We start from the raw sequence: 12,995 nt of genomic DNA, 5'->3' as shown, positions 1-12,995 counted from the left end.
GCGCCCTATATTTGATATTTATTTTTTGCCAAGGTATGTTTCTACAATTTTATCGTAGGTTCCGTCTTTTTTGAGTTCTTCAAGGCCTTTATTAATCTTCTTTAATACATCCTGGTTTTGTCCTTTTAGGACAGCAATTCCATATTGGTCGCCATTTAAGCGATCACCAACGATTTTCAAACCAAGGTCTTTTTGGGCAATAGCATAAGAAATTACAGGATAGTCTTCGATAAGCGCATCTGCATTTCCATTAGAAACTTCCTGGAACATTGCCGGGCTATCGTTGAATTGAACGACTTTAATTTCTAGTTTCGATGCATTATCTTCTGCATATTTGGCACCCGTTGTTCCTTTTTTAACGGCAACAGTTTTCCCTTTAAGATCATTAACTGATTTAATAGTTGAATTGTCTTTTTTAACAACAACTGTTAATCCTGCATCAAAATACGGTGTTGAAAAATCTACTACCTTTTTTCTTTCATCTGTAATACTCATTCCGGCAATGGCTACATCAAGCTGATTAGCTTGCATAGCTGGAATAATTCCACCAAAATCCATTGGATTAAGCTCAATTTTAATACCCTGATTTTTCGCGATTGCATTAATCAAATCGATATCGATACCCTTATAATCATTTCCCTCTTTATATTCAAATGGAGGGTAAGTGGTATCTACTCCAACCTTATATACCTTTTCATCTTTCGCTTTCTCTCCGGATGTTGATGTTTCCTTGCTTCCGCATGCTGCGATAAAGATCGTAAGGATTAAAAATAAACTAAATAAACCAATCTTTTTCATTCAATGTACCCCTTTTTAGATTATTTTTAATAGATAAAACATTAATACTTTATTAATATATCATACCTAAAAATCATATAAAACTATTAGTTTTTGGTAAATTGAATATTTTTAAAGTATTCCACTATTTTTTATTTTACTAATTTTCAGATTTTATTATTTATATATAACAAAAATAGTTTTGTTATTAGGTTTTTTGAAAACGTCACAATATATCCAAATCATTCTATAGGAAGCACATAACAAATGTTGAATTTTAAAAGTAAGAGAAAGTGGGGTGAATTTAATGCCGTGGTTGATAAAGAAAATTCGGAATTGGATTTGGTATCGGCACGGGAAAGTTAGATATCGTATTTGGCTTGACGAAGATAGATACATTATCTCTGCAACGAATGGGGAACTAACCGTTCATGATTGTTATGGCAGTACCCATGAAACAGCTAAAAACTTAGCGCTATTTAAGCTTCATCAAGCATTAAGCGATAAAGAAAAAAAACAAAAATGGATAACCAAAGGGAATGGATATGAATTATTTCGGATTAAATAAAAGACAAAGCCGTTCCATTTGGAACGGCTATTTTCATCGAATCAACTAATCATTTAATCCCTTTCCAGCGAGAATTTTCTCCATACATTTTTCAATCCTTGACACCCGGGTTTTGGATTGTTTGGGTGCTGAAAAATGAAGAATGTATGCTCTTTGCCGCCCCGGCGTCAATGCATCAAATGCAGTTTTCAAGGCAGGGATATCCTCAAATTTATTTTGAAGTTCTTCAGGAATTGGCTCTGGATTCTTTTTAGTATTCACTTTCAAACCAGCTTTTTCCGCTTCAACGGCTTCATAAATATACTCTTTTAAGACTGGTTCGAGCTCAACTATTTGCTTAACATTGGTGAACTTTACCAGGCGTCCCGCTTGCGTATTTTCCCCTGGCTTTTCTAGAATCCGATGGGCATCTTTTAACAGAGCACCTTTGAAAAAACTAAGCGAACAGTATTCTTTAAAAGCACTTATTATCAGTACATTACTTTTCTGAAATGTGTAACAAGGAACTCCCCATTTCAATTCTTCTGTCAACCCGCAGTCAAGAACAATCATTCTTAATTTCTTTAATTCTTCCTGCCAATTGTTGACTTTACAGTCGGGAGTAGCTCCCAGCGAGCAGCGCATACAGCCATCAATTAAATATTTATCAACCTTAGGATTCATTCACTGTCACCGACTCATCAATATTTTTCACAAAATGATCAAGCAATGCACGTACTTCATCTGTTGATTTCGTGCTCATTAATTGATTTCTTAATTCAGCAGCTCTTGGGAACCCTTTGACATAAATTTTGAAAAAGCGGTGAAGCCCTGTGATTGAACGCGGCAGTACTTCCGCATAGCGATCTTGTAGATCAAGCTGCAGTCTTAAAAGATCAAGGTATTCTTTACTGCTATGCTCTTTTGGCTCTTTTTCAAAAGCAAAAGGATTTTTAAAAATACCTCGTCCGATCATAATGCCATCAATACCATATTGTTCAGCAAGTTGCAGCCCGGTTTGCCGGTCAGGAATATCTCCATTGATTGTTAGTAGCGTATTTGGTGCAATACGGTCACGTAATTTTTTGATCTCCGGAATTAGCTCCCAATGCGCATCTACTTGGCTCATTTCCTTTCGTGTACGTAAATGAATTGAAAGGTTGGCAATATCCTGTTTTAAAATATGCGTTAGCCACTCCTCCCACTCCTGAACTTCTTTATAGCCAAGTCGTGTTTTCACGCTGACAGGCAGCCCGCCCGCTTTAGCTGCTTGAATAAGTTCTGCCGCAACGTCTGGACGCAGAATAAGGCCACTGCCTTTCCCTCTCGATGCCACATTCGGTACAGGGCAGCCCATATTAATATCGATGCCTTTAAATCCTAGCTCTGCCATGCCAATACTCATTTGGCGGAAATATTCGGGATTATCCCCCCAAATATGTGCCACCATTGGCTGTTCATCTTCTGTAAAAGTCAAACGGCCACGCACACTTTTCATGCCCTCTGGATGACAATAGCTATCCGAGTTTGTAAACTCTGTGAAAAATACATCCGGTCGACCCGCTTCACTTACTACGTGACGAAAAACAACATCTGTCACATCTTCCATTGGTGCAAGAATAAAAAATGGTCGTGGTAAATCACGCCAAAAATTATCTATCAATTCAAACTCAAATCCTCTCATAATGGATATAATTTCACGCACTAGGCCAAAAAATATAAAACCAAAAGTTTTACTTCTTTTACACTTATATCATGCTTTATAACTTATTTTCAAACACAAAATGTTCCTTTCAGGCGATGGTTGATTTCCGAAATAAGAATAAACCCAGTCCTGCGACTTGGTAAATGCTACAGACTGCAATTCCGCCCAAAAATCGAATTAATTTTTCTCAAGAAATTAATTCCAGATAGAAAAAGCAGACAAAATCTAGTAAGATATCCACATGTGACATTAGATAAGGAGTTAAAAAAATGAGCGTATTAAACGTACAAAATTTAAGTCACGGTTTCGGTGATCGTGCGATTTTTAATGATGTGTCTTTTCGACTTTTAAAAGGAGAGCACGTTGGACTAGTTGGAGCGAATGGTGAGGGTAAGTCTACTTTCATGAATATTGTTACGGGGAAGTTGCAGCCCGACGAGGGGAAAGTTGAGTGGTCACGAAAAGTTCGTGTAGGTTATTTAGACCAGCATGCTGTACTTCAAAAAGGTACTACGATGCGTGAAGCTTTGAGTACTGCTTTTCAATATCTTTTTGATGCTGAATCAGAGATCAATGAGCTTTATGCAAAAATGGGCGATGAAGGCGCTGATATTGATGCATTACTTGCAGAAGTTGGAGAGCTGCAAGAAACTTTAGATAGTAATGATTTCTATCGAATTAATGCAAAAGTGGAGGAAGTTGCCCGTGGTCTAGGATTAGACGATGTTGGACTCGATCGAGATGTAGATGATCTTAGCGGTGGGCAACGTACGAAAGTTTTGCTAGCTAAGCTTTTGCTAGAAAAGCCTGAAATCCTATTACTAGACGAGCCTACGAACTATTTGGATGAACAGCATATCGAATGGTTGAAGCGCTATTTACAGGAATATGAGAATGCATTTATCTTGATTTCACATGATATTCCATTCCTAAACAATGTTGTTAACTTGATCTATCACATGGAAAACCAAGAGTTGAATCGCTATGTTGGTGACTATGATAACTTCTTAAAAATATATGAAATGAAGAAGCAACAGCTAGAGTCCGCTTACAAGCGTCAACAACAAGAAATAGCTGATTTAAAGGATTTTGTTGCTCGTAACAAGGCAAGTGTTGCGACTCGTAATATGGCGATGTCTCGTCAGAAGAAGCTCGACAAAATGGAAGTAATTGAATTAGGGAAAGAGAAGCCGAAGCCAGAGTTTAACTTCAAAGAAGCTCGTGCAGCTAGTCGTTATATTTTCACGGCTGAAGATCTTGTTATTGGTTACAATGAACCACTTTCCCGCCCTCTGAATTTAAAAATGGAACGAGGACAAAAAATTGCATTCGTAGGTGCAAATGGTATTGGTAAGTCTACTCTTTTAAAAAGTATTCTTGGGTTGATTGATCCCATTTCGGGTAAAGTGGAACGTGGTGAGTATCAACACATTGGTTACTTCGAGCAGGAAGTTAAACAGTCCAACTACAACACTTGTATTGAAGAGATTTGGAGCGAGTTCCCAAGTATGAATCAGGCTGAAGTCCGAGCTGCTCTTGCAAAATGTGGATTAACGACAAAACATATTGAAAGTAAAGTCGAAGTCCTTTCTGGTGGCGAAAAAGCCAAAGTTCGCTTGTGTAAAATTATTAACACAGAAACGAATTTATTAATCCTAGACGAACCTACCAATCACTTAGATGTGGACGCAAAAGAAGAATTGAAGCGTGCTTTAAAGGCATATCGCGGAAGTATCTTGATGGTATCCCACGAACCTGATTTCTATCGTGAAATTGCGACCGATATTTGGAATTGTGAGGATTGGACTACCAAAGTGTTTTAATTAAAGATTAAGGGGTACCCAACACTTGGGTACCCCTTTTTACAAAACCATCTAAATTTTTTAATAAAAATATACTAAGATTTCTTAAAAAAGCTCATCCAATCTAAAGTTAGAATGAGGTTCTATCTATTTTAATATTAATTTTGCAACAGCTTCCACATGCGCCGTCTGCGGGAACATGTCCACTGGCTGTATATATTTCACATCATATTTGGAACTTAACGTTTGAATGTCTTTTGCCAAGGTCGATGGATTGCATGAGATGTAAATGAGCTTTGTTGGTTCTGCCTGAAGGATGGTTTGAATTAACTGTCCCTCAAGACCTGTTCTAGGTGGATCGACAACAATGACATCGGGCTTCCAACCCTTTTTGACCCATTTTGGCAGGACCTCTTCTGCCTTTCCAGGTACATATTTTGTATTGTTCAATCCGTGACGCTTTGCGTTTTTCTTCGCATCCTCAATCGATTCTGGGATGACGTCCATTCCACGGACTTCTCCTGCCTGATCGGCGAGCCATAACCCGATAGTGCCCACTCCACAATAAGCATCTACTACTTTTTCTTGACCAGTCAGCGCGGCTGCTTTTTTCACTTCATTATAAAGCTTTACGGTCTGAACTGGATTTAATTGAAAGAACGTCCTTGCAGAAAGCTCAAATTGAAGATCTCCTAGTGTTTCTTGGATAAACTCTTCACCCGCTAACGGAAGTGTTTCCTCGCCAAAAATAAGCGACGTCTTTTGCCCATTTATGTTCTGAATAATTGATTTCACATTTGGAAGACGTTTTTGGATTTCCTGAATGATGATGTCCACTTTTGGTAATTCTTTTTGTGTTGTGATTAGGACTATTTGTAGTTCGCCTGTTTGAATGCCAACCCGTGTAACAATGGTTCGAATAATACCTTTTCTGGATTTTTCATTATAAATAGGAATTTTTAATTCCTCTAAAATCCTTTTAACCGCTGATGTTGCTTCATTTGTTTGTGAATGCTGCACAGCACATTCGTCAATATTAATCAATTGATGGGAATTAAGGCCATAAAGCCCAGCAAGTACCTTGCCATCTATTGCCTTCACTTGAAAACTGCTCTTGTTTCGATATCCCCATGGGTCTTCCATTCCAATGGTTTCAAGGATATCAAGTTTTTCAATGTTGAGCTTTGTATGGCGTTCAAGCGATTGAATTACGATATCACGCTTTTCCTTAAGCTGCTGGTCATATTGTAAATGCTGCAGTTGGCAGCCTCCGCATTGGTCATATACCGGGCAAAGCGGCTTTACTCGATGCGGCGACTTAATGCGGATTTTCTTAATTTTTGCCTCAGCATGTTTCGGGTGGATATTTGTTGCCTCCACGACAACTTCTTCGCCTGGAAGCGCACCTGGCACAAACACGACTTGCTTTTTAAAATAGCCTACACCTTCGCCGTTAATGCCAAGTCTTTTGATGGTCAGCGGGAAGGTCTGTTTAGGTTGTATTTTGATATGTTGTTCTGTTTTCATAAAGTTCACTCCAAATTATTCGATGCTTCTCCATAAGTAAAGGGAAGCATAGCTTAAATAAGGCTCCCAGCCTTGTTTGTATTGTTCCATTTCTTCATAGGACGGCTTTTTTTCGAGCTGATATAGTTTCTTGATAGCGTTTTGTATGCCTATGTCAGCCAATGGAAAAAGATTTGGACGGCCCAGTCCGAACAATAAGAAATTTTCCACCGACCATCTGCCGACGCCGCGGATTTTCATTAGCCGTTCAAAAATTTCCTCATCCGATTGGTTTTTCGAGGCGTCTAAGTCGAGGCCATTTTCGACGATTTCTTTGGCAATTCCAATCATGTACTCAGCCTTCCTGCTGCTGATTTGCAGTGGTCTTAACTCTTCCACCGTTAACCTAGCAGTTGTTTCCGGTTGTGGGAAAAACCATACTCCATCTATCTCATAACCAAACGTTTTGACAAATCGCTCGGTCAAGGTATAAGCAAATTTCATATTTATTTGCTGGTGGATAATGCATTTTAATAACGACCCAAACAAATCGAAATCTAGAACCAGCGGGGTGCCAACGAAAGAATCGAATATTTCCTTTAAATCTGTTTTTTCAAAGTGGTCATGGACATTTGCTAAAGAAACATTCCATTGAAAAATTTCCGCTATGCGCTGGATGATTGCATCTTTGTCGGTATCGCTTTTTCCTGAAACGATGAACGCCGGTTCGCAGATTGTTCCAGCTGCCGTTACCTGTACTGCATGTGAACTGCTCCCGATTACTATCGGGATTCGAATTGTACGTTTGGCTAAATCGAGCACCTTCAAAGGATCCGGCGCATGTCTTTCCAATACACTGTCAAAATTATACGGACCGTCAATACGTATAGTTTCTTGCCACATATGGGCTCCATCCTTTAGTATTTTCCCCGTATTATAGCATGAAATTGAAAAAAACCGAATTTCAATGAAATTCGGTTACTTCTTCTTCGCTTTCTTCTTCTTTTCATTCGGTTTCTTCATCAAATGGTCGAGACTTTTGAATTTGTATCCTTTCTTTTTCATATCTTGGATGGTTTTTTCAAGAGCATCCGCGTTGTCCTTCGAAACGGAATGTAAGAGAATGATTGCACCTGGATGAACTTGCTTCATCATATTGTTGTATGAGTAATGCCAGCCCTTTTGGCTGTTTACATTCCAATCGACGAAAGCCAGGGACCAGAAAATATGTGTGAAGCCCTCTTCTTTTGCAATTTGCATCGTTCTTTCACTAAAAACACCACGCGGCGGGCGCAGATAGTGCATTTCTTTTTGACCGGTTATCTCCTTGGTTTTATCCCTTACTTTGCGCAATTCTGTGCGGACCCTTTCGTCACTAACGCGGGTAAAGTCAGGATGGTGCCAGGAATGATTCCCAATGATGTGCCCTTCATCAACTATTTGTTTAGAGAGTTCCGGCTGCGACAGCAGGAAATGCCCAGTCACAAAAAAAGTCGCCGGCACTTTTTCTTTTTTTAGGACCTTAAGAATCTTAGGGAGGTGTCCGTTCTCATAGCCGCTGTCAAAGGTAAGATAGATGATTTTTTTATTCGGGTCACCTTTGTAAACTGCCCCGTATTTAGCAAGAATTTCATCATATTCCGCCCCTGCCTCCGGTGGCACTTCATCAACTGCTTTTTTAAACCCCCAATGTATCGGCCGATTCGGCAACGCCGCATATGTAAGAGTCGGTAACAATAGAACCATTATGCTAAGTAAGCACAATAATTTTTTCATCCAAGTTTCCCCCAATATTGTTTTTTATAGTGTTTGTTCTCGGGGGGAAAACATAATTGGGATATAAAGGTATTTGGGGCTCATAATAAATTCGATGGTTCCTGTCTCCTGTATAGGGGAGATTTAATATAGAGAAAATATAGGTGGCGATTCTTGAGGAAGGCAGTTGAAGAAAACTACATAATTCTTGGTTTGTAATAGTTGGGCTAATAATTAGAAAATAATCATTAATTGCTTTTAAAAAGGCATCATAGGAAACAAACTCACATATGGGACAAATCCAGCTCATTCTATGATAATTCATAGGCGTATGTAAACATCTTGGACATATCACACCAGGAATAATTTCGTTTCTGAATATGCCAAACATTTTTAATACATCTGTTTCCTTTTGAGTATGGTTTTTTAATAATACCTCTATTATGTTTTCTATCGTGTTATTGTTTATTACATCCTTCTTAAAAATTTTCTCAGTGAACTCAATTACCCTTAATAAGTCACCCACTCTTCGAACCTTTTCCTCAGCTTCCCTATAACCAGTTTTAATATTCACTTCGGTGGAAGGTCTAGTAATGAGGACAAAAAAATCAATTGGAATAAAAGGAATTTGATACTGATTAAAAAAGGAATTTAATAAAATCTTGTGTCGATTCGCTTGTGTGATAGGGTTCTCATATGTTTCCCTCATGCCGTTATAAGTTTGGGTCATTTGCAAAGGATCAATTTGGAGTGTTCCTGAATGATTTTTCCCTTCAAGCATGAGTAAGATTTTTTTCGAAAGGAGCGCGGCATCAATTTGGAAGTACGTTTCACCATAGGGCAAGCGTATATCGTGGAAAATATGATACTTGTAACTGGGGATTTGCTTAAGGTAGTGATTAATTGCTTTTTCCCCGTTATATCCAGATTTCAAAGATTTTATCTTCATTTTAACATCTGGTATTTTCGGATGGTTAATTGGTATTCTCCCTTCAAGCGCCTCAGTTTGGAGCAGGATTTTTGGGACCATAATATCTCTGTCAAACAAAAAAATTCCTCCTTTAATTTTATTAACATACATTTCTCTACAAATTTTTGATATCCCTACTACAAATTCATAATACTTATGAACACTTTTTGTCATTTATCCTTAGGATAAAAAATTGGTATTTTTGTTTTCCCCTTTATTCCTGCTTTCTACATAATTTGAACCTCTCACAACTAAATTCCGGGGGTTCACTACATAAATCCCTCTTCTGACGACATTTTTTTGAATAAATAGGTAAATTTCTAAATCAGGTACATTCTCTCTAGATAATTTGAACCTCTCACAACATAATTTCGGGGGTTCACTACATATATTCCTACTTTCACGACATTTTTTGGAATAAACAGGTAAATCTCTAAATCAGATACCTTCTCTCTACATAATTTGAATCTCTCACAACATATTTTCTGGGGTTCACTACATAAATTCCTCTTCTCACGACATTTTTAGGAATAAAATAGGCAAACCGCTAAACCAGGTACATTCTCTCTACATAATTTGAATCCCTCACAACATAAATCCAGAACTTCACTACATAATTCCCTCTCGTCATGACATTTTACTTTTAAAAATAGGTAACTGCACAAAAAAAAGATAGACCCGCATAAGCGAATCTATCCAAAGTTACCTATTTAAAAACCGGCTCCTTAAACTGGGCCAATTTCTCCAAGGATGATTTGTCAACATCAGCATGTAAGCTGTTGCCATGCGAATCCATTGTAACTACCGCTTTGAAGCCCTCAACACGCAGATGCCACATTGCTTCAGGTATACCAAATTGCATTAGGTCAACGCCTTCGACACCCTTGATACAGTCAGCATAGTACTGGGCAGCGCCGCCGATGGCGTTCAAATAAACACCGCCATGCTCTGCTAAAGCAGCCAAAGTCTTAGGGCCCATTCCGCCTTTACCGATAACAGCGCGGATGCCAAATTTCTTCATGATGTCGCCTTGGTAAGGCTCCTCACGGATACTTGTTGTCGGGCCAGCAGCTTTCACGTGCCATACGCCGGCTTCATCCTTCAGCATAACCGGGCCACAGTGGTAAATCACTTGACCGTTTAAATCAACAGGTGCGTCATGGTCGCTTAAATACTTATGAATCGCATCGCGGCCAGTGTACATCAAGCCGTTGATTTGCACAACGTCACCGACTTTCAAAGCACGAATTTGCTCTTCAGTAATTGGCGCCTGCAAAGTGATGACTTCCTGTTCAGAAGCAGCAGCAACTTCTTGTTCTGCCTCATCTTGTGCGAAATCAATGAACTCGCCGTCTTGGTAAGCCCATTCAACAATTGCGCCAGTTTCAGGGTTAACGGAAACACCCATGCGGCGGTATGCCCAGCAGTTGTAAGCAACAGACACATAGAAGCTGGCAGGAATGCGGTGCATGACACCGATTTTACAACCTAGCAAAGTTGCTTCGCCACCGAATCCCATTGTACCGATTCCTAATTTATTTGCATTTTCAAGTACATACTCTTCCAATTTACGAAGATCTTCATTAGGATTCACATCATCAACCGAACGGAATAACTGTTCTTTTGCTAAATCATAGCCAGAGGAACGGTCGCCGCCGATGCCGACGCCGATGAAGCCTGCAGAACAGCCTTGTCCCTGTGCCTGGTAAACAGAGTGCATGATACACTTGCGAATCCCATCAAGGTCGCGGCCAGCCCGTCCAAGTCCTTCTAATTCACAAGGCAGGCTGTACTGAATGTTTTTGTTTTCGCAGCCGCCGCCTTTTAAAATCAGCTTCACATCAATATATTCTTTTTCCCATTGATCAAATTTAACAACCGGAACGCCGGCGCCTAGGTTGTCGCCACTGTTCTCACCTGTCAAAGAGTCAACAGCGTTAGGGCGTAGTTTGCCCTCTTTTGTTGCTTGAACAATCGCCTTTTTAATAGCTTCTTTTATTTCTAATTGGTTGACACCAACCGGAGTTTTAATTTTAAAAGTAGGAAGTCCTGTATCTTGGCAGATTGGTGATACCTGGTCGTCCGCCATTTTAATGTTGTTGGTAATGGTCGCTAGACTCATCGCAGCGCGAGTCCCGGCATTTTCTTGTTCCTTCGCTGCTTTGATAGCGCGGCGCACATCCTTTGGCAGCTTTGTGGAAGTTTCAACAACTAGCTCGTACATGCTTTCTTGGAATTTCTCGATATTCACGTGTCTGTTTCCCCTTTCCCTATTTTCCCCTAATTATGCATAAATTTTTACAACTTTTTGACGGTTATAATTATACTCCTATAGGCGAAAGAATTAAAGGATTTGGATGTAATCGATTTCGTGGAAACTTTTTCTCAAAAAAAAAGAGCCTGCTAATTAACAGACTCACTTAATTCACGGTTATTGAATTCTCTTATTTTTGATTCCAGCTCGTCAATCATCGTAATCAGACGGTCAATATCGTCTACATCGGTATCTTCCGGGTCAATGGCTTCTAGAATGTCGAGAAACATATTAAGACGATGCTTTAAAAAGTCTAATTGGGAATTTTTATCATGAGTGGGACTGCCCATCGAAATTCGCTCCTTTTTTTCAATTGCCTTTCTCATCCTAACCAAATTTCAGTGGTTTTGCAATCTTCTTTTTTAAAATGAAAACTCGCCGATTGGGGAGTCCGATAGGACGATGACAGAGGTAGTTGAATTTATATATTCCTATTAGCTAAAAAAGCTCCTGCCGAAACCATTGGCAGGAGCTAGTTCAAAATAAATTTAGCGTGGACGTTCGGAAGCGAGAAATCCAAAGGAAACATAGTCCTGCACAGGAATCCATGCACCGATTCCCTGTGAGGTTACGTTTTTGATGACAATGAATTTGCGGTTTCCTTTTAACATTAAGTAGACTTCACCATACGTTACTTTTCCCTTTTCATTCACGGCAGGCGCATAAGCATAAAGGTAACCAAGCCGGTTTGAAGGGATGTTATAAATGTGATCGTTCTTTGTACCGGCACCGATAATTGTATCAAATGAGAGCGGCAAATTCGTTTTTTGCATTGCCTTTAAAAGAATCATTTTCTTCACATCTTCGGCATTTGGAATTTTGGCCGTTAAACCGCCTCTGACAATTTTCTGTGCTTCCTGAACATATTTAATTTGATATGGGGCGTTGCCGCCGCGGTTATCAAAGTAATTCGTATTGATTTTTTGATACTCCCAGTTCGTCGAGGTTTCCAAAGACTCATAGTTCAACGGCCACTGGCCAAGGTAAATGATGGCGCGGTAGCCGACAGCAAACGGTGTGCCGTTTATGCTTGATTCGTTAAGCATGCGAATAAGGTCAGGGTTTTCAATTTTGACCTTTGAAGAATTTATAAGTTTTTTTGTCAAATCACTTGGCTGTAGAAAAGGCAAATCCTGAGTCGAATTAGGATATGTATTTTCCTTTGTGATATTCCTAACCGAGGATGGAATTTGGGTCTTTATCGGTTCCTTTTTTACAGCAGTTTTTTCAGAGAAGACAGACGGTATGAAAGAAATCATTAAAACAAAAATTAAAAGACCCGAGGCAATTTTTTTCAAAAGAAAAACTCCTTTCGCAAATAGCAAAAATAATCTGCTAGTAGTTTCTTCGGAGTTGGGCCATATTATCCATTGGCAAGTACTGCATTTGCAAATTTTCTCAGTGTCCTAATTCTGTATCTATCTGCGCGGTCAAAAAGTAATAAAAATGTAATAATCTGAACATTTACAAAATTCAGATTGCAAGTTATAATAAACTTAACTTTCAAAAAGGAGGGCTGCAATCAATCGACAAAGCTGACTTAGTTTAATTAATTATTATTATTAAGGAGGTTGGGATACTCTTATATATGCATTCAACAGTCGTGTTTTCATAAATTA

The 12,995-nt window shown here is 39.1% G+C and carries 12 protein-coding genes; 2 read left to right on the top strand and 10 right to left on the bottom strand.

The window, feature by feature from the left end:
* Positions 1 to 18: 18 nt before the first annotated feature.
* The gene (locus tag ACZ5B7_RS06215) at positions 19 to 798 is read right to left on the bottom strand and encodes a transporter substrate-binding domain-containing protein (protein ID WP_213146583.1); all 780 of its coding nucleotides are present in this window, start codon (positions 796 to 798) and stop codon (positions 19 to 21) included.
* Positions 799 to 1,084: 286 nt separating this feature from the next.
* Between ACZ5B7_RS06215 and ACZ5B7_RS06210 the strand changes: the two genes are divergently transcribed.
* Positions 1,085 to 1,345 (top strand): hypothetical protein, encoded by a 261-nt coding sequence (locus tag ACZ5B7_RS06210; RefSeq protein ID WP_464493108.1) that lies wholly within the window; start codon positions 1,085 to 1,087, stop codon positions 1,343 to 1,345.
* A 45-nt stretch (positions 1,346 to 1,390) separates the two neighbouring features.
* On the opposite strand, the gene ACZ5B7_RS06205 is transcribed toward ACZ5B7_RS06210, so the two are convergent.
* Positions 1,391 to 2,008 (bottom strand): YdeI/OmpD-associated family protein, encoded by a 618-nt coding sequence (locus ACZ5B7_RS06205; RefSeq protein WP_464493107.1) that lies wholly within the window; start codon positions 2,006 to 2,008, stop codon positions 1,391 to 1,393.
* Entirely contained in the window at positions 1,998 to 2,987 is a 990-nt protein-coding gene (locus tag ACZ5B7_RS06200) for a tRNA dihydrouridine synthase (RefSeq protein WP_464493106.1), read from the bottom strand. The genes ACZ5B7_RS06205 and ACZ5B7_RS06200 overlap by 11 nt, the downstream gene beginning before the upstream one ends.
* Before the next feature lie 311 nt (positions 2,988 to 3,298).
* Between ACZ5B7_RS06200 and ACZ5B7_RS06195 the strand changes: the two genes are divergently transcribed.
* Positions 3,299 to 4,852: an ABC-F family ATP-binding cassette domain-containing protein gene (locus ACZ5B7_RS06195; protein WP_464493105.1), complete on the top strand. Its 1,554-nt coding sequence runs from the start codon at positions 3,299 to 3,301 to the stop codon at positions 4,850 to 4,852.
* Positions 4,853 to 4,978: 126 nt separating this feature from the next.
* On the opposite strand, the gene rlmD is transcribed toward ACZ5B7_RS06195, so the two are convergent.
* The 7 genes from rlmD to ACZ5B7_RS06160 all read right to left on the bottom strand — a co-directional run bounded on the left by rlmD (position 4,979) and on the right by ACZ5B7_RS06160 (position 12,674).
* Positions 4,979 to 6,358 carry a 23S rRNA (uracil(1939)-C(5))-methyltransferase RlmD gene (rlmD, locus tag ACZ5B7_RS06190; RefSeq protein ID WP_464493104.1) on the bottom strand — a complete coding sequence of 460 codons (1,380 nt, stop codon included), beginning with the start codon at positions 6,356 to 6,358 and terminating at the stop codon, positions 4,979 to 4,981.
* A 15-nt stretch (positions 6,359 to 6,373) separates the two neighbouring features.
* On the bottom strand, positions 6,374 to 7,240 hold the full coding sequence (locus tag ACZ5B7_RS06185) for a DNA-3-methyladenine glycosylase family protein (protein ID WP_464493103.1): 867 nt from the start codon (positions 7,238 to 7,240) through the stop codon (positions 6,374 to 6,376).
* Between the two features lie 75 nt (positions 7,241 to 7,315).
* Positions 7,316 to 8,113: a delta-lactam-biosynthetic de-N-acetylase gene (gene pdaA, locus ACZ5B7_RS06180; RefSeq protein WP_464493102.1), complete on the bottom strand. Its 798-nt coding sequence runs from the start codon at positions 8,111 to 8,113 to the stop codon at positions 7,316 to 7,318.
* On the bottom strand, positions 8,088 to 9,236 hold the full coding sequence (locus ACZ5B7_RS06175) for a nuclease-related domain-containing protein (RefSeq protein WP_464493101.1): 1,149 nt from the start codon (positions 9,234 to 9,236) through the stop codon (positions 8,088 to 8,090). The genes pdaA and ACZ5B7_RS06175 overlap by 26 nt, the downstream gene beginning before the upstream one ends.
* Positions 9,237 to 9,768: 532 nt before the next feature.
* Positions 9,769 to 11,313 (bottom strand): fumarate hydratase, encoded by a 1,545-nt coding sequence (locus ACZ5B7_RS06170; protein ID WP_464493100.1) that lies wholly within the window; start codon positions 11,311 to 11,313, stop codon positions 9,769 to 9,771.
* A gap of 152 nt (positions 11,314 to 11,465) precedes the next feature.
* On the bottom strand, positions 11,466 to 11,666 hold the full coding sequence (locus ACZ5B7_RS06165; RefSeq protein WP_464493099.1) for an SE1561 family protein: 201 nt from the start codon (positions 11,664 to 11,666) through the stop codon (positions 11,466 to 11,468).
* 198 nt (positions 11,667 to 11,864) lie between these two features.
* Positions 11,865 to 12,674 carry a YfkD famly protein gene (locus ACZ5B7_RS06160; RefSeq protein ID WP_423801158.1) on the bottom strand — a complete coding sequence of 270 codons (810 nt, stop codon included), beginning with the start codon at positions 12,672 to 12,674 and terminating at the stop codon, positions 11,865 to 11,867.
* Positions 12,675 to 12,995 lie beyond the last annotated feature (321 nt).

Source organism: Neobacillus sp. S1115 (assembly GCF_055385565.1).
Note: the sequence above shows the minus strand (reverse complement) of the source record. Positions and strands in the feature narration are given on the sequence as shown.

Coding starts and splice junctions, on each gene's coding strand:
- ACZ5B7_RS06215 (WP_213146583.1), bottom strand. CDS start 798: ATGAAAAAGATTGGTTTATTTAGTTTATTTTTAATCCTTACGATCTTT.
- ACZ5B7_RS06210 (WP_464493108.1), top strand. CDS start 1,085: ATGCCGTGGTTGATAAAGAAAATTCGGAATTGGATTTGGTATCGGCAC.
- ACZ5B7_RS06205 (WP_464493107.1), bottom strand. CDS start 2,008: ATGAATCCTAAGGTTGATAAATATTTAATTGATGGCTGTATGCGCTGC.
- ACZ5B7_RS06195 (WP_464493105.1), top strand. CDS start 3,299: ATGAGCGTATTAAACGTACAAAATTTAAGTCACGGTTTCGGTGATCGT.
- rlmD (WP_464493104.1), bottom strand. CDS start 6,358: ATGAAAACAGAACAACATATCAAAATACAACCTAAACAGACCTTCCCG.
- ACZ5B7_RS06185 (WP_464493103.1), bottom strand. CDS start 7,240: ATGTGGCAAGAAACTATACGTATTGACGGTCCGTATAATTTTGACAGT.
- pdaA (WP_464493102.1), bottom strand. CDS start 8,113: ATGAAAAAATTATTGTGCTTACTTAGCATAATGGTTCTATTGTTACCG.
- ACZ5B7_RS06175 (WP_464493101.1), bottom strand. CDS start 9,236: ATGACAAAAAGTGTTCATAAGTATTATGAATTTGTAGTAGGGATATCA.
- ACZ5B7_RS06165 (WP_464493099.1), bottom strand. CDS start 11,666: ATGGGCAGTCCCACTCATGATAAAAATTCCCAATTAGACTTTTTAAAG.